This is a genomic window from Flavobacterium terrigena, assembly GCF_900108955.1.
In the GTDB taxonomy this organism is placed as follows: domain Bacteria; phylum Bacteroidota; class Bacteroidia; order Flavobacteriales; family Flavobacteriaceae; genus Flavobacterium; species Flavobacterium terrigena.
Genome location: NZ_FNYA01000005.1, coordinates 53,999 through 75,946 on the forward strand (window position 1 = coordinate 53,999; position 21,948 = coordinate 75,946).

General features: G+C 33.6%; 19 protein-coding genes and 1 tRNA gene. 2 read left to right on the forward strand and 18 right to left on the reverse strand.

Annotated features, from left to right (window positions below):
* Nucleotides 1-42 precede the first annotated feature (42 nt).
* From BMX42_RS09300 to BMX42_RS09360, 13 genes are all read right to left on the reverse strand, one after another.
* On the reverse strand, nt 43-333 hold the full coding sequence (locus tag BMX42_RS09300; RefSeq protein WP_091312792.1) for a chaperone modulator CbpM: 291 nt from the start codon (nt 331-333) through the stop codon (nt 43-45).
* Nucleotides 334-340: 7 nt separating this feature from the next.
* Nucleotides 341-1,234 (reverse strand): DnaJ C-terminal domain-containing protein, encoded by an 894-nt coding sequence (locus BMX42_RS09305; RefSeq protein WP_091312795.1) that lies wholly within the window; start codon nt 1,232-1,234, stop codon nt 341-343.
* Between the two features lie 96 nt (nt 1,235-1,330).
* On the reverse strand, nt 1,331-2,077 hold the full coding sequence (locus BMX42_RS09310; RefSeq protein ID WP_091312798.1) for a maleate cis-trans isomerase family protein: 747 nt from the start codon (nt 2,075-2,077) through the stop codon (nt 1,331-1,333).
* Nucleotides 2,078-2,141: 64 nt separating this feature from the next.
* Entirely contained in the window at nt 2,142-3,050 is a 909-nt protein-coding gene (locus tag BMX42_RS09315; RefSeq protein WP_091312801.1) for a fumarylacetoacetate hydrolase family protein, read from the reverse strand.
* 51 nt (nt 3,051-3,101) lie between these two features.
* Complete coding sequence (locus tag BMX42_RS09320) at nt 3,102-4,208, reverse strand: cupin domain-containing protein (RefSeq protein ID WP_091312804.1); 1,107 nt, start codon at nt 4,206-4,208, stop codon at nt 3,102-3,104.
* Between the two features lie 12 nt (nt 4,209-4,220).
* Entirely contained in the window at nt 4,221-5,201 is a 981-nt protein-coding gene (locus BMX42_RS09325; protein WP_091312807.1) for a carbon-nitrogen hydrolase family protein, read from the reverse strand.
* Nucleotides 5,202-5,249: 48 nt separating this feature from the next.
* Nucleotides 5,250-5,684 carry an acyl-CoA thioesterase gene (locus BMX42_RS09330; protein ID WP_091312810.1) on the reverse strand — a complete coding sequence of 145 codons (435 nt, stop codon included), beginning with the start codon at nt 5,682-5,684 and terminating at the stop codon, nt 5,250-5,252.
* 242 nt (nt 5,685-5,926) lie between these two features.
* Nucleotides 5,927-7,510 (reverse strand): FMN-binding glutamate synthase family protein, encoded by a 1,584-nt coding sequence (locus BMX42_RS09335; protein WP_091312814.1) that lies wholly within the window; start codon nt 7,508-7,510, stop codon nt 5,927-5,929.
* A gap of 4 nt (nt 7,511-7,514) precedes the next feature.
* Nucleotides 7,515-9,104: an AMP-binding protein gene (locus BMX42_RS09340; RefSeq protein WP_091312816.1), complete on the reverse strand. Its 1,590-nt coding sequence runs from the start codon at nt 9,102-9,104 to the stop codon at nt 7,515-7,517.
* Complete coding sequence (locus BMX42_RS09345) at nt 9,101-10,003, reverse strand: alpha/beta fold hydrolase (RefSeq protein ID WP_091312819.1); 903 nt, start codon at nt 10,001-10,003, stop codon at nt 9,101-9,103. The genes BMX42_RS09340 and BMX42_RS09345 overlap by 4 nt, the downstream gene beginning before the upstream one ends.
* Entirely contained in the window at nt 10,004-12,295 is a 2,292-nt protein-coding gene (locus BMX42_RS09350) for an oxidoreductase (RefSeq protein WP_091312823.1), read from the reverse strand. It abuts the gene before it with no gap.
* A 50-nt stretch (nt 12,296-12,345) separates the two neighbouring features.
* On the reverse strand, nt 12,346-12,795 hold the full coding sequence (locus BMX42_RS09355; RefSeq protein ID WP_091312826.1) for an SRPBCC domain-containing protein: 450 nt from the start codon (nt 12,793-12,795) through the stop codon (nt 12,346-12,348).
* A gap of 6 nt (nt 12,796-12,801) precedes the next feature.
* Nucleotides 12,802-13,404, reverse strand: coding sequence for a flavin reductase family protein (locus BMX42_RS09360; RefSeq protein WP_091312829.1), 603 nt, complete (start codon nt 13,402-13,404; stop codon nt 12,802-12,804).
* Between the two features lie 397 nt (nt 13,405-13,801).
* Here BMX42_RS09360 and BMX42_RS09365 point away from each other — a divergent pair, with 397 nt between their 5' ends.
* A complete protein-coding gene (locus BMX42_RS09365) occupies nt 13,802-15,277 on the forward strand; it encodes a hypothetical protein (RefSeq protein WP_245748282.1) in 1,476 nt (491 codons plus the stop codon).
* Here the strand turns inward: BMX42_RS09365 and BMX42_RS09370 are convergent.
* From BMX42_RS09370 to rimP, 4 genes are all read right to left on the reverse strand, one after another.
* Entirely contained in the window at nt 15,274-15,873 is a 600-nt protein-coding gene (locus BMX42_RS09370) for a murein L,D-transpeptidase catalytic domain-containing protein (protein ID WP_091312838.1), read from the reverse strand. The two genes, BMX42_RS09365 and BMX42_RS09370, sit on opposite strands and share 4 nt — an antisense overlap.
* Before the next feature lie 103 nt (nt 15,874-15,976).
* Nucleotides 15,977-18,847, reverse strand: coding sequence for a translation initiation factor IF-2 (gene infB / locus BMX42_RS09375; RefSeq protein WP_091312841.1), 2,871 nt, complete (start codon nt 18,845-18,847; stop codon nt 15,977-15,979).
* Nucleotides 18,848-18,901: 54 nt separating this feature from the next.
* Nucleotides 18,902-20,143: a transcription termination factor NusA gene (gene nusA / locus BMX42_RS09380; protein ID WP_091312844.1), complete on the reverse strand. Its 1,242-nt coding sequence runs from the start codon at nt 20,141-20,143 to the stop codon at nt 18,902-18,904.
* Between the two features lie 15 nt (nt 20,144-20,158).
* A complete protein-coding gene (gene rimP, locus BMX42_RS09385) occupies nt 20,159-20,626 on the reverse strand; it encodes a ribosome assembly cofactor RimP (RefSeq protein ID WP_091312848.1) in 468 nt (155 codons plus the stop codon).
* 182 nt (nt 20,627-20,808) lie between these two features.
* Here rimP and BMX42_RS09395 point away from each other — a divergent pair, with 182 nt between their 5' ends.
* Nucleotides 20,809-21,633: a universal stress protein gene (locus BMX42_RS09395; RefSeq protein ID WP_091312855.1), complete on the forward strand. Its 825-nt coding sequence runs from the start codon at nt 20,809-20,811 to the stop codon at nt 21,631-21,633.
* 118 nt (nt 21,634-21,751) lie between these two features.
* On the opposite strand, the gene BMX42_RS09400 is transcribed toward BMX42_RS09395, so the two are convergent.
* Nucleotides 21,752-21,822, reverse strand: a tRNA-Gln gene (locus BMX42_RS09400).
* Nucleotides 21,823-21,948: the final 126 nt, after the last annotated feature.

Genomic DNA, 21,948 nt, shown 5'->3' on the forward strand with positions numbered 1-21,948 from the left:
TATTCGGAACGCATTTTATTATTATTATTATTTCAAACAAAATCACTCATATAAACCTAAACGATTTTTTAAATATTTGATTTCTGAAAGCAATTGATTTTCTTTTTCGAGAAGATTTAAGATAATTTCAATACCTTCTTTATTAATATTTAAATCATTGTGTAAACGGATTATTTTTTCAACATGAACTAATTGATTTTTGTCCAAATATTTATTATCGTTATGCACAATAACTTCAATCAAACCAAAGGATTCTAAATCATTAATTAGATTTATTTCAATTTGGTATTCCTGACAAAACACATCTACTATGATTAATTCTTGACTTTCCATAGTTGTTTTATTTATTTACTGAATTTGCTAATTCTTTGAATAACGCTATTTCCTTCTCTGATAGATTTGTCGGAATCAAAATATTATAAGTGATATACAAATCTCCAAATTCACCTTCTTTTTTATAAATAGGAAATCCTTTCCCTTTCAATCGGACTTTTGTACCATTTTGAGTTCCAGCAGCAACTTTTAATTTTAATTTAGCATGATTAAAATCAGTAATTGTAATATCTCCACCTAAAACAGCAGCATATAAATCTAAATCATGAGTTAAAAACAAGTCATTTTCAACTCGTTTAAACAAACTAGAATTTGAAATTGAAAAAGTAATATACAAATCTCCGCTTGGGCCATTATTTATTCCTGGACTACCATAACCACTTATTTTTATGGTTTGCTGATCTTCAATTCCTGCTGGAATTGTTATTCGTATGTTTTTCCCATTAACAGTAAATTCCTTTTTATGGGTTGTATATGCTTCTTTAATATCTATTTGAAGCTTGGCTTGGATATCTTGACCTCTATATTTAGTTTGAGTTCTTCCGCTACGTTCTTGATTTCCGAACATAGAAGAGAAAAAATCCGAAAAATCTTCTCCATTAAAATCAGCATTAGCTTGTCGTTGTCTACCTGAATTGGTCCTTTGCTGTTGTTGGTATTTTTCATACTCTTCACCATTTTCCCAATCTTTACCGTATTTGTCGTATTTTTTCCTTTTTTCAGGATGGCTTAAAACTTCATTAGCTTCATTAAGTTGCTGAAACTTAGCATGCGCATCTTTATCGCTAGGAATAATGTCTGGATGCAATTTTCTAGCTAATTTACGGTATGCTTTTTTTATTTCATCACTTGTTGCGTCTTTAGACACACCTAGTACTTTATAATAATCAATAAATTCCATAATAGCAATGAATTAAACAAATTAACAGTTGGTAGCTTTTAGTAAATTTACGAAAAACAGATGACTTTTCTTAAAAAACTATTGCAAGATTTTTTACTAATATTTCCCACTTAACAACTCTCCACCAATTGCCGATTTTGGCTCGATGTTTAATTTTTTCATCATTTCATATGTCGTGCAAACTGCTGCAGAAGTTACAGGAATTCCACATTCCGCTTGGATTAAATCAATCGCTTCTAACGATGGCATTTGCACACAAGCCGAAGCAACCAAAACATCTACATCAGTTAAATCTAATTGCTTATAGATTTCCAATAAATTCAGCGGGTTTTGAGCCGCTACTTCTAAATTATCTGGAATTTCTAATGCAATACTTTGTTTTACTTTTATGCCTTGGTGTTCGATATAATCGACAACCATATCTGTTAAAGGACGCATATATGGTGTAATTATCGAAATTTGTTTCGCGCCTAAAACCTTTAAACCATTGATTAAAGCACCAGCCGAAGTTACAATTGGAGTTGGAAAATCATTCGCAATGGTTTCTTGATGTAAATTCACTTCAGAAACGCAATGATAACCTCTTCCCATACTCATAATAGCAACCAAACATGCATAACCCATCACATCAACATGAGCATCTGATAATTCTTGAGCGCATTTTAAACTCATCGCATCCATCGCTTCCAATTCTTCTTTGGTTACTTTCTTCATTCGCATTCTACTACTGTGAAACGTAAAACGTTCTGGTAAAATGGTTTCGCGTGAACGAAAAATGGCTGGTATTTCGGTTTCCATCGTTACATTTGATGATGGAACTATTTGTCCTATTCTGTATTTCATGGTTTTTATAGTTTATAGTCTCAGTTAACAGTCTGAAAACTGAAAACTGAGACTGAACATTTTTTTAAATTTCCTTAATCGTATTCACAATCGTTCCAATTCCTTCCACAGTAGCTTCTACCACATCACCATCGTACATCCATTCTTGTGGATCTCTTCCGGCTCCTACTCCAGCCGGAGTTCCTGTTGCGATGATATCTCCTGGTTCTAAAGTGAAAACAACACTTAAATCTTCAATCAAATCGTTAATGTTGAATAATAAGAATTTTGTATTCGAATTTTGTTTCTCTACTCCATTTACTTTTAAAGATAAATTCAAGTTATGTGGATTCTCAATTTCGTCTCTCGTTACTAAAACCGGACCCATTGGCGCAAAAGTATCTTGACCTTTAGACACAATCCATTGTCCTTCTCTACGACAATCACGCGCAGAAATATCGTTAATTACGGTATATCCGAAAACATAATCTAATGCGTCTTCTTTAGCTACATATTTTCCTTTTTTACCAATAACCACAGCCAATTCACATTCCCAATCTAATTGAGAAGTCAATTTTGTGTTTTTAATAATGTTTGTATTTGTTGCTGTAACTGTTGTTGGTGGTTTCGAAAAAATAATTGGTTTTGCAGGTAATTTCCCTGTTGTATCTAACGTTCTTGCACTTTCCGCAACGTGTTCCGTGTAATTTAAACCAATTCCGATGATGTTTTTTCTTGGTTTTTCGATTGGCGCTAAGAAAGTCACTTCGTCTAATTCATAAGAGATTTCTTCGAAGAAATTTTCTTCAGTTTCCGAAATTAATTCTGTGATTTCAGCAATAATTTCAAATCCCATATCAATTAAATCCAACATATCATTTGGTAATGGAAAATTAGAAATTTCTCCAAAATCTTCCATATCAACAACCTGATTGTTATGTAAAAAACCTAATCTTGGTTCTGAGTCTTGTGTTTTGTAAGTAAGTAGTTTCATTATTTATATTATTAAACCCTCGAAGGGTTTTGAACCCTTCGAGGGTCGTTATTAAATTATTTGTTGTCCGTTATTTTCTTCTAATTCTCTTGATTGGAATAAACCTAAACTTTCAATTACTGGTAAATCGTTGAATTGAAATAAGCAAGCGTCTTCCGTTTCCGATAAGTTGTGATGTTCGTGCCAAGCCCAAGAAGGAACACAGAAAATATCTCTTTCTTTCCAATCATATCTTTTCCCGTTAATGATAGAATATCCTTTTCCCTTCGCACATTGATATACGATTGAACCTGTGTGTTTATGCGCTTTTCCTTTAAAACCAGCTGGCAATAGTTGCATAGCTGCTCCCATTGTTTGCATTACATGTCCGCCAGTTAATGGATTCGAATATTGCATAAAAATCCCATCAAACGGATTCACTTCAGTAACTTTTTGTGCTTCTAAAAGCGCTGGATATACATTTTTCCAAGAATATTTAAATAATGGCGAATACGGTTTGTCCCAAGTTTTATCTGCAGGAATTAATCCAGCACAACCATAAGCAATTGGAGAATAATTCAAGGGTTGCTCTAAAGGTTGTTTCCCATCATACACCGCATAATCATTTGCTTCCAAAGCATTGACTAACGGAATATCTAATCCATCTTGCCAAATACAGGTTTTACCGCCTTCTTCTACACCATGTTCATGCCAAGTTGAATTTGGAGTAATGACAAAATCGTTGACTTCCAACATGATTTTATTTCCATCAACAACAGTATATCCTCTATCACCTTCCATAATGAAACGCAATGCAGAAGCTCGATGACGATGCGCTGATGTGCTTTCTCCAGGACGAGTCACTTGAATTCCAGTATACAACCAACCTACAGCTGCCGAAACATCTTTACGTTTGTCGTTTACCAGATATACTACACGTCTTCCAGCTTGTTCTGGTGTAACTAATTCTGATGATTTTAAAACTAATTCTCTTAAATCGTCATATTTCCAAAGCATTGGAACAGATGAACTTCTTGGCTCCCAAGGCTCAATATCGTTGGCAACTGTCCATAATGCACCAGCACCAAGCGTTTCTAATTCTTTATAATATGCGACTAATTCTGGCGAATCTTGTACTCTTGCACGACCAATTTGGTCATCTGAAAATTTATCTTCCATAGTATTTTAATGCTATCTTTTATTAAATTCCTCGTGATTGTCGATAAACGTTATTTTTCGAGTTGGCGCAATGTTTACACGTAAATCAAAAATATCAAATCTGTTATAATGTCCGAGAATATCGTGCATTTGTTTTGGTTGGATGCATTTTTCTAAATCGATATCAGCGTAAACCATTCCTTCATCGTCAATTAATGGTTCGCCAATTACAGCGCCGTTTGGACCAATAAATCCTGAAAAAGCTGAGTTTTTACGAGTTAGTAATTCTTCCACATTTGGAACATCTTCTTTTAACGCTTCCATAATTTCTTTAGAAACCGTTGAACACGAAACAATCGTAAACAATTTTCCTTCAAAAGAATGTGCTGCGGCACGAATTTTTATTGCTTCCGCCATGTTATAATCTGGTGGCGCCACTGGCAACGAAATGTAATTCGCAATATGAATTAGTTCACCTTGAGAAAGCAAAGTAAAACGCGCTAAAGTGTTGGTGTTTTCCCCACAAGCTAACGTTCCAATTGGACCAATTTCTGTATTATATACTTTTAATGAAGAACCGTCTCCAGAAGTCCACGTTAGTTTTTCAGCCCAAGTTGGTACTAACTTTCTGTGTTTTCCGATTAAGATTCCATTGTTATCGATAATTAAATTGGTGTTGTAAATTTCACCATACGAATCACCACGTTCGTTAATTCCGATTACGATGTGAATATTATGGTCTTTTGCAGCTTGAAACAACGGTTGCATCGCATCATCGTCCGTTTTTACAGAACATTTATATAGTTTTTCGTACCATTTACTACCTAGAACTGGCGTCATGATCCAATTCCAGTACGGATAACCCGCAACAAAAACTTCCGGAAAAGCAATCAATTGCGCGCCATTTTGACTCGCTTCTTTGATAAATGTAATTGCTTTTTCAACTGTTTTTTCTACGTTTAGAAAAACGGGTGACGTTTGCACGGTGGCTGCTTTGATTTTTTTAAAGTCCATATTTTAATTACGATTTTGGATTTACGATTTAAGAATAAATTACAATTGTTATTTCGTAATTTGTAATTCGTAAATCTTAATTTTTTGTTTCATTTCCTCGTTAAAAGGTTCTGCTTTGATATCGTTTTTATTTTCTTGAAAGGCAACGTTTACTAAAGTTACTTCACCTTCTAAACATGTTTTACCTTGTTCGTCTTCAAATGAAAATCCGCATACAATAGAAGCACTTCCCAAGTTTTTAACCCAAAGTTTTTTAGTTAGGATTTCTCCTAAACGAGCCGCTTTTTTAAACTGCACTTTCAAATCTACAGTTGGAATTCCGTTGGTTTCGTGCATTTTTGAAAACGGTCTGTCTAAAGCTTCTTCGAACCAATCTTCTACTAAGCCATTTAGCATTTCTAGAAATCTTGGATAGAATACAATTCCAGCATAATCAATATGTTGGAAACGGATTTTTTCTTGTTTTATAAAAGGTTGATTCATGTTTTTATTTTATGTCGCGATGTTTTCTTGTTGCCACGAAGACACTAAGACGCTAAGTTTTTTATTTGTTATTTTGTTTGTCTAAATATTTCTCTTTTGTACTTATTTTAGCCCCGATTACCTCACTTGACTACAATTTACAATTGTGTTCGGTGAACACTTCGTGTTTGTAGTGGAAATCCTTTGGTTTTTTTTCAAAAAGCAAAGATTGCAATGGATAGCGGGATTAGCTTCTAAAAAAATTAAAAACTTTCAGCTGTTGCTTTTTTCCAGAAAAACTGATATTCTTTTGGAACTGTATTTTCATCTAACAAGCAGCCTGGCTCAATTTCAGGATACATTTCGTAATAGGTTTCTATTTTCGTACTGCTAACACGTGCGCTGATAACCGTTCTGTCCACTTGATCTGGATGTTCTAAACCAGCTGAAGCCATTAATTCCATAGCACTTTTTACTGTTTCATGTTGGAATCGAGCAACACGTACACTTTTTTCTTCAGGAACTAACCCTTTTGTTAATCTTGGATCTTGAGTCGCAACTCCAGTTGGACAAGTATTCGCATGACATTCCAACGCTTGAATACAACCTAAAGCGAACATCATTCCACGAGCTGAATTACAAACATCGGCACCAATGGAAAGGCATTTAATAATATCAAAACCAGTGATTACTTTTCCACTGGCAATAATTTTAATTTCATTTTTGATTCCGAAACCGTTTAGCGCATCGTATACAAAAGCTAAAGCTTCGCGTAATGGCATTCCAACGTGATCAGAATATTCTTGTGGCGCTGCACCCGTTCCGCCTTCGCCACCATCAACCGTTATAAAATCGAAGTAAGTTTTAGTTTGAACCATCGCTTTACAGATGGATAAAAATTCTGATTTATTTCCGATACAGATTTTCATTCCAATTGGTTTCCCGCCTGAACCTTTTCTTAGCAATTTAACGAAATCCATTAATTCTAAAGGATTTGAAAACGCTGAATGTCTTGGTGGAGAAATAATATCGTTTCCTTTTTCTACTAATCGAATAGCCGCGATTTCATCTGTCACTTTTTGCTTTGGTAAAATTCCTCCATGACCAGGTTTTGCACCTTGAGAAAACTTAATTTCAATCATTTTTACGTTATCCAATGTCGCTCTTTTTACGAATTCGTCATAAGAAAACTTTCCATTACTATCACGACAACTAAAATATCCGGTTCCGATATTCCAAACTACATCTCCGCCAGGTTCTAGATGATATGGCGAAAGTCCACCTTCACCTGTATTATGGAAAAATCCACCTTGTTTTGCGCCTGAATTTAAGGCTAAAATGGCATTTTTACTTAATGATCCAAAACTCATGGCGCTAATATTGAATAAACTCGCATAGTATGGTTTTTCACATTGAGAAGAACCAATTTTAACTTTTGGATTGGAATTTACTTCCGAAAAAGGAATGGCTTTGATACTATGATTGATCCATTTATAACCTGGTTCGTAAACATTTAATTGCGTTCCGAAAGGCATAGAATCTGTTTCTTTTTTACTTCGTTGATACACCAAACTTCGTTGTAATCTATTGAAAGGTTTTCCTTCTGTATCATTTTCAATAAAATACTGACGAGCTCCTGGCCCGAGTGCTTCCAAAATGTAACGCATTCTTCCAACTAATGGAAAATTTCTACGAATGGTTTTTTTGGATTGCAACATATCGTATAATCCCATCATAATTAATGGAATAAATATCAAAAGTAGAAAACCGAATTTCCAATTGATATAAATTAGAATTCCTGTTAAAGAAAGGATTGTAATACTTATTATTAGAAAAACTTTTCTCATTTGCTTACTTCAATTTAAATCGTTGAATTTTTCCTGTTTCTGTTTTTGGTAAATTTTCAACAAAATTAATGATTCTTGGATATTTATATGGTGCTGCTGTATTTTTAAACCAATTTTGAATTTCAGTTTTCAAATCATCAGCCGCTTTTTCTTGTTCTCTTAAAACGATATGTGCACAAACTAGCATACCGCGTTCTTCATCAGGTAAACCGACTACGGCACATTCTAAAATGTCTTCGTGAGTTAAAAGTACGGATTCTACTTCAATTGCCGCAATATTATAACCAGAAGAAATAATCATATCATCGCCACGCGCTACAAAAAAGAAATAACCGTCTTCATCTTGACGGAAAACATCACCAGTAATATTCCAGCCGTTTTCAACATATTCACGTTGTTTTTCTTCTCTATTTAAATATTTACAACCCGTGATTCCTTTAACGGCTAATCTTCCAGGTTCATTTTTTGGTACTTCATTTCCGTTGGCATCAATAATTTTAGCTTCGTAACCTGTCACGGCTAAACCAGTTGCGCCAGGTTTCATGTTTTCTTCATTGGAGGAAATGAAAATATGTAACATTTCTGTTGCACCGATTCCATCAATGATTTTTAATCCCGTTGCCTCGTACCAATCTTGCCATACTTTTAATGGTAAGGTTTCACCAGCAGAAACACATTTTCTTAAACTTGAAACATCAAAATCGTTCACTTTTGTAGTGATGATTCTCCAAGCTGTTGGTGCGGTAAAACAAATCGTAATTTTATAATCTTGTATTGCTTTTAATAGTAAATCGGGGCTTGGTTTTTCGATTAAGAATGTTGAAGCGCCAAAATACATTGGAAACAAAACCAATCCGCCTAAACCGAATGTAAATCCAAGTGGCGGACTTCCAGTAAAAACATCTGTTGAAGTCGGTTGTAAAGCGTATTGTGGAAAAGCTTCGCAAATATTTAAAATATCTTTATGATAATGCGCAGTCATTTTTGGCAAACCTGTCGTTCCAGAAGTAAAACCAATTAAAGCTACTGAATCTGCTTTGGTATGAAAATTATGAAAGGTTTTTGGTTTGTTTTCCATTAACTTTTCTAAATCGGCATTTCTGTAGAAACTCACTTTTTTTAGAAAATCAGATTTCACTAAATTCATTTCTTCGGCTAAATCGCTATCGCAAAAAGCATGAGAAATTTCCGCACAATCAATTACTGTTGTTAATTCTTTAGAACGTAATAATGGCATTGTGGCTACTACAATTCCGCCCGCTTTTAACACGGCAAACCAACAAGCCACCATCATTGGATTATTTGCAGAACGAATCAATACTCTGTTTCCAGATTTCAATCCTAAATCGTCTACTAAAACATGTGCAATTTGATTGGCTTTTTCGAACAAATCATGATATGTCCAAGTTTCTTCAAAAGTTCTGATGCAAATATTATTTCCACGACCTTCAGCAATATGATTGTCGAGTAATTTCTCCACACAATTAAGCATTTCTGGTCGATTGAATTGTGGTAAATCCAAGAATTTATATTCTGGTTGAAGTTCCAGATTTGGTAAGTTTATGTGTGCGAAATTGTCTTCGTAATGTTTCATTCGGATTTCAAAAAATTATTAATCGAATTAAAATAGATTTCATTGGCATCTAACCAACCGTAATGTCCGCAATTATTCATCAAAATTAATTTAGAATTTGGAAATGCATTTGAAATTTCCGTTGCGGTTTCGGTTGTAATGATATCGTTTTTTCCTTGTAAAACCAAAACAGGTTGTTTGAAATTTTTAAACGAATTGGTACAATCAAATTTGATTTTTCGTAAACTTTCAAAAACTAATGAATTGATTTCAAATTTAGTTTGTGTTAATCGTTCAGCTATTATTGGTGCTTTCGATTTATCAAACACATAAGCGTTGGCTAAATATTTTGCTCTTAATTGTAAGGTTTCTTTTGAAGAGTCACCGCTATCTAATTTCTTTTGATAATAAGATAAACTATCTCTTTGCACTTTCGTTAAATTATTGTTCAAACGTTGTTGCACGTAAGAAGTGAACTTCATATTAAGTCCGCCAGAAGAAGAAAAAATTAGTTTTTCAATCCTTTCTGGATGTTTTGTTGCGTAATAAGAAGCCATAATTCCACCAAAAGAATGTCCGAGAAGTATCCATTTATCAATTTTAAGATGCTTTCTCAAGTTTTCCATATCTTCAACCATTACATCCATCGTAATAGTTTCATTATTTACTTTTTCTACATCCGATTTTCCCGTTCCTCTTTGATCGTAAATAATGGTTTGAAAATTCTGTTTTGCCAATTCTTTTGCCAGATAACTAAAACCATCACAATTCATTCCCGGCCCGCCATTAATAATAAGAATTGGTTTTCCAGCACCAAATGTTTTATAATGCAAATTAGAATTCCCACTACGGATGATTTCTTCAGTTTGAGCAAAACTAAAACTGAAAACAAAAAGCAGTATGAAGGAAACTAATTTCATTTACTTCTTATTACTTTTTGGTTTTAACGCTATTTTCATTCCTTCCGCTTGTTTTCTTTCCGAAGCTTTTAGCGGATACAAATGTGAAATTCCCATTTTGTATGGATTTGGAATATCGGTTGATTGGAATTGCTCGTAAGCTTGAGCGTTTCTTACAAAATTCGCATCTAATAATAATGGTCTTCCTAAAGCGACTAAATCAGCACGACCGTTTAGAATTATCGTATTAATTTGATCAATATCTTGAATGTAACCTGTAGTTATCGTTGGAATATGAACCGTATTTCTCACAGCATCTGAAAATGGTGTTTGCCACATTCTTCCCGTTTGTGGTTTTTGATTGGCTACTGTATTTCCTGTCGAAACATTGATAATATCCGCACCAGCGTTTTTGAAAGCCGTTGCGATTGTGATGACATCTTGTTCAGAAATTCCGTTTTGTGCCCAATCTGTTGCTGAAATTCGAACTGACATTGGTTTTTCTTTTGGGAACGTATTTCGCATTTCGGTAAAAACTCGTAATGGAAATTTCAATCGATTTTCGATGCTTCCTCCGAATTCATCTGTTCTAGTATTCGTTAATGGAGATAAGAAAGAAGCTAGTAAAAATCCGTGATGCGCTTGCAATTCAATCATGTCGAAATCGGCTTCATCTGCATTTTTTGTAGCTTGAACGAATTGAGAAGTTACTAAATCCATATCGGCTAAAGTCATTGCTTTTGGCGTTTTTGAATTTTCATTAAAAGGAATCGCAGAAGCGGAAAGTAATTCCCAACTTGTTCCTGTAAAACTTTCTTCCCAAGGTTTTTTCGTCGCACCTTTTCGACCAGAATGTCCTAATTGAATTCCGATTTTAGTTTGAGTATGTTGATGAATGAAATCGTTAATTCGTTTCCATTCTGATATTTGCTTTTCATTATAAATTCCGGCGCAACCTTCTGTGATTCTACCTGTTTCGGAAACCGCAGTCATTTCGGTTAAAATTAAACCTAAACCACCGATTGCTCTTGACGTGTAATGTTGAAAATGCCAATCGTTAACTATGCCATTTTCCGCAGAATATTGTCCCATTGGCGACATCACAATTCGGTTTTGTAATTCTAAATTTCTTAATTTGAAAGTTGAAAAAGCTGCAGGCACTTCGACAAGCTCAGTGTGATATTTCTCATTAAACTCTTTCAGAACTTTATCTGTAAATGATTTATCGCGCAAGCGTAAGTTTTCGAAAGTTACTTTTTTAGCGCGCGTCATACATCCGAAAGCGAATTGATAAAAAGGATGTTGGTTGTGACGATTCATGTTTTCGAACCAATCTAACGACACTAAAGCCGCGTATTGAATCATTTCAACTGTATTTCTACGAGTCTTATCATATTGTTGAAAAGCCGCTTGTACATCTGTTGGATTCGCGATTACTGCATCCGATAATCCGATAGCAGAATCCATGGCTAATTTCGTTCCAGAACCAATTGAATAATGCGCGGTAGCTTTCGCATCGCCTAATAAAACGATATTTTTATGATACCAATTTTCGTTAGTTACGTGAGGAAATTGTCGCCAATGAGATTTATTTGAAATTAGTGAATGACCGTCTAATTCTGCTGCGAATATTTCAGCTATTTTAGCAATAGTATCTTCTTCGTTAGTCACTTCAAAACCATGTTTTTGCCAGGTTTCATCTGAACATTCGAAAATCCACGTACTCATTCCTTCTTGATACTGGTAGGAATGCGCGACGATTAAACCGTGTTCTGTATTTCTGAAAAAATAAGTAAAAGCGTCTAATGGTTTTGTGGAACCCAACCAAACGAAACGGTTTTGTTTCATTACGATTTTAGTACCGAATTCCTTTTCATATTTGGTACGAACTCCACTTGCAATTCCGTCTGCGGCTATGATAATATCAGCATCCGCGAATTGTTCCATATCATCTACATTTTGTTCGAAATGCAAATTGACACCTTCTTCTCTACATCTTTGTTGTAATAATTGCAGTAAAGTTTTTCTTGAACAACCACAAAATCCATTTCCAGCAATACTGACTTCTTCACCATCACGAGCGATGATAATATCGTCCCAATAGGCAAATTTGCTACGAATTAACTCGTAAGATTGCATATCTCGTTTCAAGAATTCGCCTAAAGTTTCATCTGAAAAAACAACGCCAAAACCGAAACTATCATCTGGTTTGTTGCGTTCGTACACATCGATTTGACAATGCGGCATTGCTTTTTTGGTTAATATTGAAAAGTAAAGTCCGCCTGGACCACCACCAATTACTGCTATTTTCATATTTTAAATTTTAACCCTTCGAGGGTTTTAAACCCTCGAAGGGTTCTTGATTATTTTTTCATAAAATCAAATGCGCCTCTGCGTAAGTTGATATTGTATTCTAGATAAGCTTTTAGGCAAGTTAAAAAATTTGACCAACCGAAAGAATTTCCGGAAAGCCATTTTAAACCAGCTTCATTGTTTTCCATACTTTTTTCTGAAATAGAAACTAAAGTCGAATTGTTTTCCTTTTCTGAAAGTGTGATTTCTACTAATAAATCTGTACCAGAGTTTTCCCAATAAAACGAAATGTATTTGTCTTTTTCGACTTTTTGAACTTTAACTGGACATTCGAAATCGAATTCAGGAAATTTCCAAATTATGTTTTTTCCTTCTTCCATGATTCCAGTACTTTGAGAAATGAAATAATTTGTCATTTTTTCAGGAATGATAATCGCATCAAAAACTTCATGAATTGGTTTTTGAATTTGCATCGCACATTTTATTTCTAACTTTTCCATAAATAATTATCTTTTGATAGAGAAAATTTCCCCAAGTCTGGAATAATTGGAACCTGCTAAACGAGCTACAGGTTTGTAAGTATCTAAATTAATTCTGTGATTCTCTAGAAGAATAGAATCGTCAATATGCATGGTAATGATTTTTCCAATAATGATGCAAGCACCGCCATTTTTGTGGTTTTCGATAAAATAATGATGCACCATTTCGCATTCAAAATGCACTAAACTTTCTTTAACGCGTTTGGGTTTGATATAAACAGAATCAATTGGAGTCACTTTTGCCAATTCAAATTCATCAACATCAGAAGATACACTTTGCGAAGTCGTATTCATTTGTTCTACCACATCTTCTGTTACTAAATTGACTACAAATTGCTTGTTTAGAATAATATTATTTAACGTGTCTTTGTTTTTATTTCCTGTTCTAACGGTAGAAAACATAACGTGTGGTGGATCTTCGCTCACTACATTAAAAAATGAAAAAGGCGCTAAATTATTGGTCCCATTACTATCAACTGTAGAAATCCAGCCAATTGGGCGTGGAATAACTGTCCCTGTTAACAATTTGTATAAAGCCGAAGATTCTGTATTTTGAATATCGAATTGCATTTTTAAGTTTTTATTATCCTCAAAAATAAGTCAAAAAAATAATAAATATATTTTTTTCGAGCTTAAAATTATACGATTTTTTAACATTAATGTATTTCTATATAATTAACACAACAAAGCTAAGAAATGTTATTTTTTTTAACAGAAGATTTTAACAACAAAATAGACTAGAAAACATATTTTTCTTTGAAAAAACACTCAAAATATAGATGTTTTAACACACTATTACCAAACTTTGCTCAATTTTAAATCTTAAATAATTATAAATTACTAAAATATCAGTTTTAACATATTGTACGTAAAGTCCGTAATAGAAAAAGTCAAATAAAAACTACCTTTAAAGTAAGAAAACTCTTTTTTCTTACAAAAAATACTATTAATTAATTACGAATCAATTATGGAATTAAAAACTCAAAAAAAAATTATCACAACATGTTTGTTGATTTTTTTTATTACAACAGGTAATCTGTTTGGACAAGTTGGAATTGGAACTGTAACTCCAGATGCAAGTTCAATGTTAGATATAAGCTCAACTACTCAAGGAATGCTGACTCCTAGAATGACAACTTTACAAAGGACAGGTATTACCTCTCCTGCAAATGGATTACTTGTTTATGATACGGATGTAAAATCTTTTTATCATTATAATACAGTATCTGTTTCGTGGGTAAAAATCAGCAGTCAAGCAGATGGAAGATTAAAATATAAATTAATCAAATCAACTGATGTTTTAGCAACAGTTTTAGCAACAGAACTTACAGCAGGCGGTGGAAGTAAATATTTACTTGATTCAACCACATTGTATGAAATTAATGGCACAATTACTTTAAACTTCCCTTTAGAACTTAATAATGCCTATTTAACAGGTGGTGATTCTGGAGAAGATAAATTGATAAAAGGAACGGGCGATTTATTTACAGGCACAACAGGAGGAACATTAAGACTATTAACTCTTGTAGCGAGTTCAGGAAATATATTCAACATTGATGGAGGAAGCACTGCTAATCTTATTTTTAGAGATTGTATTGTAGCCAGTTCTGCAAATGTTGGACTAATTAAAAATTTTGCATTAGTTTTTGTTAGCGTAATTCAATACATAGGAAATACAACTGGAATTATTTATGAAAATGTATCTAAGTTACTACTAAGTAATACAGCATGGTTTAGTAACAATTTAGGTATTTATGAAAAATTAGTTGGAACATTTGGTCTAATAGATAAGCAAGGTGGTTTTAGTGAAGTTGTAGGTACAAATATTGGCTTTGACGTTTCTTCAAACCCAACCATTTCAAGTGACGCTGTTTTAGAAGGAACCGTCTTTACAGGCACACCTACAACAGGAAAATACATAAACGCTTATACAGTTGGTACCTTTGCTGGTTATAATTTCAACAACAAATGGAATGTTAGATGTGCTGGAATTCCGACAGAAAGTGATGCTGTTGCAACTGGCGATATTAACTTTGACTATCCAGTTGGTTCAGGAGCAACAACAACTTTAAGCCCAACAGGTACAAGTTTTAAATTAACTGGAACAACAACTTCTAACAATTTATTTAGATTCTCTAGAGGCTCAACTGATAACAGATTACAATATTTAGGTTCTAAGAAAAGATATTTTAGAGTGAGTGGAGCTGCTTCATTTCAAGCAAGTGCTACTAGTACGATTTATATATTCTTTATAGCTAAAAACGGAGTTGTCATCAACCAATCAAAAGTGTATTTAAACTCTAATTCAGTTAATGATATTTTAGCGCCATCTATAGAAACAACAGTAGAACTTTCAACAAATGACTACATTGAAGTTTTTGCACAACGCTTTTCTGGTACTGGAAACATTTTAACAGTATCTCTTAATGCCGTAGTAAATTAATTAATTACCCACATTAGCATCTTTTTATTTGCTTTTAAAATCACATCAATTTCATTCATGCTTTCATTTGAAACAGCTGGACAACCCCAACCTTCGGGTGTACCTTCGGGATACACTTCTTCCGTTGGGATTTTCTCCCAAGAATGTAAAACTATAGCGCGTTTAACGGCGTTTGAATTCGTTTTATCTTTACCGATTAATACGTAATTAACTTTAATTCCCCATTGACTTACACCACGAGAACTAATAATATATTTCCCAATAGAAGAACAATGCGAATCGGGTTCGTTTGAAATTGACGCTTCTTCTTTGCTTGAGGTCCAACTCCACATATGATCACCACAACCATGACTTACCATGTAAGAATTAGTCAGTTTATTATTCGTTAAATCGTAAACAAAAAAACGCTTTAAACCTGAATGTAAGTCTAAATCGATAAGTATGAATTTACTTTGATTAAGGTTGTTTTTCTTGCAGTAGGCTTTGGCTTCTTTCACATAAGAAGTATAATCTTTAGCTTTAATTTCTAATCTAGGCGTTTCTTTTTGACAAGAAAGAAATAAGATGGCTAATAAGAATATTTTTATATAATGCATTGAGGTTTTTATTTGAATAACGAAGAAATTTTGAGTTTATTGCTATTTCATAAAACAAAAAAAATCCCAATTTTCATTGGGATTTTTAATTTATCAAGATATATTATTTCAATTTCTTTTTGATTTCAATTTCGTGGAAACTTTCAATGATATCGTATTCTTTGATATCGTTGTATCCTTTAATTTGCATACCACAATCGTATCCTTTAGAAACTTCTTTTACATCGTCTTTGAAACGTTTTAAAGCAACTAATTCACCAGTGAAGATAACTACACCTTCTCTAATTAAACGAATTCTGTTGTTACGGATAATTTTACCATCAGTAACCATACATCCAGCAATTGTTCCAATTTTAGAAACTTTGAATAACTCTCTAATTTCTGCAGTTCCAGTAATTTCTTCTTTCAATTCTGGAGAAAGCATTCCTTCCATCGCGTCTTTTAAGTCGTCAATAGCAGCGTAAATAATAGAATAATTACGGATATCAATTTCTTCTTTATCTGCTAATGCTTTAGCATTTCCAGCAGGACGAACGTTAAATCCGATAATAATTGCATCTGAAGCAGAAGCTAATAATACGTCAGATTCTGTAATTGCTCCAACCCCTTTATGGATGATATTAATTTGAATTTCTTCAGTAGATAATTTAGAGAACGAATCAGATAAAGCTTCAACCGAACCATCCACATCTCCTTTAAGGATAATGTTTAATTCTTTAAATTGTCCTAAAGCAATACGACGACCAATTTCTGAAAGCGTAATATGCTTTTGCGTACGAACAGATTGCTCACGAGCTAATTGTGCACGTTTTGTAGCAATTTGTTTTGCTTCTCTTTCGTCTTCGTAAACATTAAATTTATCACCAGCTGTTGGCGCTCCGTCTAAACCTAATACTGATACTGGTGTTGATGGACCTGCTACTTTTATGTTATTACCTCTTTCATCAAACATAGCACGAATTTTACCATGATTTTTTCCAGCTAACATATAGTCACCGATTTTCAATGTTCCAGCTTGTACTAAGATTGTAGATACATAACCACGACCTTTGTCTAATTGTGCTTCTACAACGGTTCCTTGAGCCGGTTTATTTGGATTAGCTTTTAGCTCTAAAACTTCCGCTTCTAACAATACTTTTTCTAATAATTCTGGAACTCCTTGTCCGAATTTAGCCGAAATATCGTGAGATTGGTATTTTCCACCCCAATCTTCAACAAGTAAATTCATACCTGCTAATTGTTCTTTAATCTTTTCTGGATTAGCGTTTGGCTTATCCACTTTATTGATAGCGAAGATCATTGGAACTCCAGCTGCTTGAGCGTGAGAGATTGCTTCTTTCGTTTGTGGCATGATGTCATCATCAGCCGCAACAACGATAATAGCAATATCGGTAACTTGAGCACCACGAGCACGCATCGCTGTAAAGGCTTCGTGACCTGGTGTATCTAAGAAAGCGATTTTTTGACCACCATCTAAAGTTACTCCGTATGCTCCAATGTGTTGTGTAATTCCACCCGATTCTCCAGCAATAACGTTTGCTTTACGAATATAATCCAGTAAAGATGTTTTACCGTGATCTACGTGACCCATTACCGTAACAATTGGCGCTCTGAATTCTAATTCTTCGTCAGTATCTTCAACAATTACAGTATTTTCTTCAATATCTGTAGTGATAAATTGCATTTCGTAACCAAATTCGTCAGCAACAATAGTTAATGTTTCTGCATCCAAACGTTGGTTCATCGTAACCATGATTCCTAATGACATACATGTTCCGATTACTTTTGTAATTGGCACATCCATCATGATAGCAATTTCACCAACAGTAACAAATTCTGTTACTTTTAGGATTTTGCTTTCTAAATCTTGTTGAGCTAAATCGTCATCCGTACGTTGACGGTGTGTATCTCTTTTATCTCTTCTATATTTTGCCGCTTTAGATTTATTACCTTTTCCTTGTAATCTTTCTAAAGTTTCTTTAATTTGATTTTTTACTTCTTCTTCAGTTGGCTCGACTTTTACAATTGGAGTTGTTTTGTTGAAACCTGGTTTTTTGAAACCACCTCCGCCTTGTCCGCCTTGGTATGGTTTTTTTACGAAACCACCTTGACCACCGCCTTGTGTGTTTCCAGTACCTGTACCTCCAGCACCTGGAGTTCCTGGTTTTACGATTCTTTTACGTTTATTTGCTGCAGAACCGGCTGCACCTGGAGTTCCTGGCGTACCTGGTTTATTTGCAGCACCTGGTGAACCTGGTTTTTTAAACTCTTCTTTCTTTTTCTTAGGTTTGTTAAATTGAGATAAATCAATCGTTTGACCTGTGAAAGTAGCTCCTGAAAGTTTCGTGTATTGTGTATCTAACTTCACTTCAATTGGAGTTCCGTCAGGATTGAATTGTTGCGCTTGAATTGTAGGCTCCTCTGTTTTTGCAACTGGAGCTTTTTCTGCTTTTTCAAAAGATTTTTTCTCAGTTTCTGCAGGTTTGTCTGAAGTATTTTCTGCAACTACTGGTTTTTCTTCTTTTGCAACAGCATTATTTTCTTGAGCAACAACAGGTTTCTCTTGACCAACTGGAGCTGGTTTTTCAGCTTTAGGTTGTTCTTGTTTTTTAGGATTTAAATCGATTTTTCCTAAAGTAACAGGAGCAGTAACTACAGCTTTCGCTTTAATTACTTCTTGTCTTTGTCTTTCTTCTTCGGCAAGACGTTTAACTTCAAGTTCTTTTTCGATTTCACGTTTTAATGCTTCTTTCTCCTTTTTCTTTTCCTCGCCAACTTCTTTCGAAGCGACTTTGTTTCCCTTATCGGCCGAAAAAATATCGCACAAGACGTCGAATTCCACTTGAGAAACTTTTGCATTGGGACTGTGCTCAATGGTGTGACCCTTTTCTTTTAAGGTGTCAACAGCTCTATCTAGTGAAATGTTGAATTCTTTTAAAACTTTACTTATTCGTATTACTCTTTCTTCAGACATATTTGTATTTTGCTTAATTTTCTGTGTGTTGTGATGCTGTTAATATTGTATGAACTAGCTATCTAATTCTTGTTTTAAAATATTGATTACATCTAAAATGGTTTCTTCTTCTAAATCGGTTCTTTTTACTAAATCAGCTACATCTTGATCAACAATACTTCTTGCTGTATCTAAACCGATTTTTTCAAATTCTTCAATAATCCACTCTTCAATTTCATCGCTAAATTCTCTTAATTCTACATCATCTTCTTCTTGAACAACACCTTCACGAATTACATCTAATTCGTAACCAGTTAATTGACTTGCTAATTTAATGTTTTGTCCGTTTCTACCAATGGCTTTTGAAACTTCTTCAATTTTTAAGAAAACTTCTGCTTTTTTATTTTCTTCATCAATTTTTACTGTAGAAACTTTAGCTGGGCTTAAAGCTCTAGTAATAAACAATTGAATGTTTTGTGTATAATTAATAACGTCGATATTTTCGTTTCCTAATTCACGAACAATTCCGTGAATACGTGAACCTTTCATACCAACACATGCTCCTACTGGATCAATTCTGTCATCGTAAGAATCTACGGCAACTTTTGCTTTTTCACCAGGAATACGCACTACTTTTTTAATTGTAATTAAACCATCAAAAACTTCTGGAATTTCTTGTTCGAATAATTTCTCTAAGAAACTTGGTGCTGTTCTCGACATGATAATTTGAGGTTTGTTACCTTTAAGCTCTACACTTTCGATAATTCCTCTTACGTTTTCTCCTTTTTTGAAGAAATCGTTTGGTATTTGTTTTTCTTTTGGTAAAATAATTTCATTACCATCATCATCCATTAAAACTACCATTTTAGGTCTAACGTGATGTACTTCTGCTGTATAAATATCACCAATTAAATCTTTAAATTGCTTGTAAAGATTTGTATTGTCATGTTCATGAATTTTAGAAATTAAGTTTTGACGTAAAGCCAAAATTGCTCTTCTTCCTAAATCAATTAATTTAACTTCTTCAGATACTTCTTCACCGATTTCAAAATCTGGCTCAATTTTTCTTGCTTCTGTTAAAGTGATTTCTTCATTTTCAAAATCTAAATCTTCATCAGCTACAACCACACGGTTTCTCCAAATTTCCATATCTCCTTTATCAGGATTTATGATAATATCGAAATTGTCATCTGAACCATATTTCTTTTTCAACGCATTTCTAAACACATCTTCCAAAATTGCCATTAAGGTAACTCTGTCGATTAGTTTGTCGTCTTTAAATTCTGAAAATGAATCTATTAATGCAATATTCTCCATGTTATGCTTTATTTTTTAAAATGATATTATTACTACTGCTTCTTTTATATCTGTATAAGAAATCTTTAAAGTTTTCTCTACTGTAACTTTTCCTTTTCCGATTTCTTTAGGTTCTCTCGCATTCCAAGTTAAGGTTGCGCCATCCTCATCTGCTTCAGTTAAAGTTCCTTCAAAATCCCCTTGAGAAATTGTTTTTACCTTTAACGTTCTACCAATGTTTTTCTTGTATTGTCTTACCAATTTTAACGGTGTAGACAAACCTGCCGAAGCCACTTCAATAGAAAATTCTACTTCTTCTCCTTCTAATCCGTTGTCTAAAAACTTGTTCACGTTAATGCAATCTTGCAAATTAACACCTGAATCTCCATCTAAAACAACAGATATCTTATTTGTTTCTGAGAAATCTAAATCTATCAAAAACAATTGTGGGTTTTCTTCTAATGCCTTGCCAAGCAAGTCTTTTACTTTTTCTTTAAATGTCATCTTTATAAAAAGAGGCACGCAATGCGTGCCTCATTATTTGGTTCATTACGAAATAACTGCGCAAATATACAACATTTTTTTTGAAATGTACAAATATTTCATTTTTCAAAAAAAGTTCAACAATTCCAAAATAATTTTGTAATTTTATATTTGTTAACAAACCGTAATTAAATTTAAACACAATGAAAACAATTTTAGTACCTACCGACTTTTCTAAACATGCCGAAAATGCTCTAAAAGTAGCCGCACAGATTGCCAAAAAAAATGATGGCGAAATTATATTATTACACATGTTAGAATTATCTACATCTGGAAATGATGCACTTCACACATCACATGATATTCCCGAATTAATGTTTTTTAAAAACAGTGCATTAGAAAAATTAGAAGAATTGGAGAATGCTAGTTTTTTAGACGATGTAAAAGTTTCAAGTTTAGTACAATTCAACAAGGCTTTTGACGGAATTATGGATAATGCAAAAAAACATAATGTAGATTTAGTTGTTATGGGTTCTCATGGCGCTAGTGGTTTCCACGAAATGTTTGTAGGTTCTAATGCAGAAAAAGTTGCTAGAAATTCTGAAATTCCAGTATTAGTAATCAAAAAAGAAGAAGAAGACTTCAAAGTAGACAAACTTACATTCGCGTCTGATTTTTCTAAAGAAATTAAAAAACCATTTGAAAAAGTAGTTGAATTTGCAAAAAGCTTTGGTTCTCATATCAACTTATTACATGTGATAACACCAAATAATTTTAGCACAACAAGAGCTGCTGAAGAAAAAGTTAAAAGTTTTATTGAAGAATTCCATTTTTCAGACTACTCAACTCATATTTACAATGACATTAATGTAGAAAAAGGAATTTTACATTTTGCCAAAGATTCAAATACTGACATTATTGGAGTTTGTACTCATGGTAGAAAAGGTTTATCTCACTTTTTAAACGGAAGTATTTCTGAAGATTTAGTAAATCATGCAAAAAGACCGGTTGTAGCTTTTAAAATATAAGCTCAACATAATAGAAATAAAAATCCCGTTCCGAATTAATCAGAACGGGATTTTTTATACAAGAAATCTAAACTTTATAAAAATAAAAAATCCCGCTTTTTTCAAAGCGGGATTTTTGTTGGTCCACAAGGACTCGAACCTTGAATGACTGCACCAAAAACAGTAGTGTTACCATTACACCATGGACCAATTATTTTGTAATTGCGAGTGCAAATGTAATATATATTTTTTTTCCTGCAAACATTTCTACAAAAATTTTTAAGAAAAATTTAATTGGTAATCTCTTCAATAAATAGTTTCTTTGTAATCTAAATT

Bases quoted from the DNA above. Each gene is read 5' to 3' on its own strand.
- BMX42_RS09345 (WP_091312819.1), bottom strand. From the start codon at position 10,003: ATGAAATTAGTTTCCTTCATACTGCTTTTTGTTTTCAGTTTTAGTTTT.
- BMX42_RS09340 (WP_091312816.1), bottom strand. From the start codon at position 9,104: ATGAAACATTACGAAGACAATTTCGCACACATAAACTTACCAAATCTG.
- BMX42_RS09370 (WP_091312838.1), bottom strand. From the start codon at position 15,873: ATGCATTATATAAAAATATTCTTATTAGCCATCTTATTTCTTTCTTGT.
- BMX42_RS09320 (WP_091312804.1), bottom strand. From the start codon at position 4,208: ATGGAAGATAAATTTTCAGATGACCAAATTGGTCGTGCAAGAGTACAA.
- BMX42_RS09315 (WP_091312801.1), bottom strand. From the start codon at position 3,050: ATGAAACTACTTACTTACAAAACACAAGACTCAGAACCAAGATTAGGT.
- BMX42_RS09305 (WP_091312795.1), bottom strand. From the start codon at position 1,234: ATGGAATTTATTGATTATTATAAAGTACTAGGTGTGTCTAAAGACGCA.
- BMX42_RS09360 (WP_091312829.1), bottom strand. From the start codon at position 13,404: ATGCAATTCGATATTCAAAATACAGAATCTTCGGCTTTATACAAATTG.
- BMX42_RS09330 (WP_091312810.1), bottom strand. From the start codon at position 5,684: ATGAATCAACCTTTTATAAAACAAGAAAAAATCCGTTTCCAACATATT.
- rimP (WP_091312848.1), bottom strand. From the start codon at position 20,626: ATGACATTTAAAGAAAAAGTAAAAGACTTGCTTGGCAAGGCATTAGAA.
- BMX42_RS09355 (WP_091312826.1), bottom strand. From the start codon at position 12,795: ATGGAAAAGTTAGAAATAAAATGTGCGATGCAAATTCAAAAACCAATT.
- nusA (WP_091312844.1), bottom strand. From the start codon at position 20,143: ATGGAGAATATTGCATTAATAGATTCATTTTCAGAATTTAAAGACGAC.
- infB (WP_091312841.1), bottom strand. From the start codon at position 18,847: ATGTCTGAAGAAAGAGTAATACGAATAAGTAAAGTTTTAAAAGAATTC.
- BMX42_RS09350 (WP_091312823.1), bottom strand. From the start codon at position 12,295: ATGAAAATAGCAGTAATTGGTGGTGGTCCAGGCGGACTTTACTTTTCA.
- BMX42_RS09395 (WP_091312855.1), top strand. From the start codon at position 20,809: ATGAAAACAATTTTAGTACCTACCGACTTTTCTAAACATGCCGAAAAT.
- BMX42_RS09335 (WP_091312814.1), bottom strand. From the start codon at position 7,510: ATGAGAAAAGTTTTTCTAATAATAAGTATTACAATCCTTTCTTTAACA.
- BMX42_RS09310 (WP_091312798.1), bottom strand. From the start codon at position 2,077: ATGAAATACAGAATAGGACAAATAGTTCCATCATCAAATGTAACGATG.
- BMX42_RS09300 (WP_091312792.1), bottom strand. From the start codon at position 333: ATGGAAAGTCAAGAATTAATCATAGTAGATGTGTTTTGTCAGGAATAC.
- BMX42_RS09365 (WP_245748282.1), top strand. From the start codon at position 13,802: ATGGAATTAAAAACTCAAAAAAAAATTATCACAACATGTTTGTTGATT.
- BMX42_RS09325 (WP_091312807.1), bottom strand. From the start codon at position 5,201: ATGGACTTTAAAAAAATCAAAGCAGCCACCGTGCAAACGTCACCCGTT.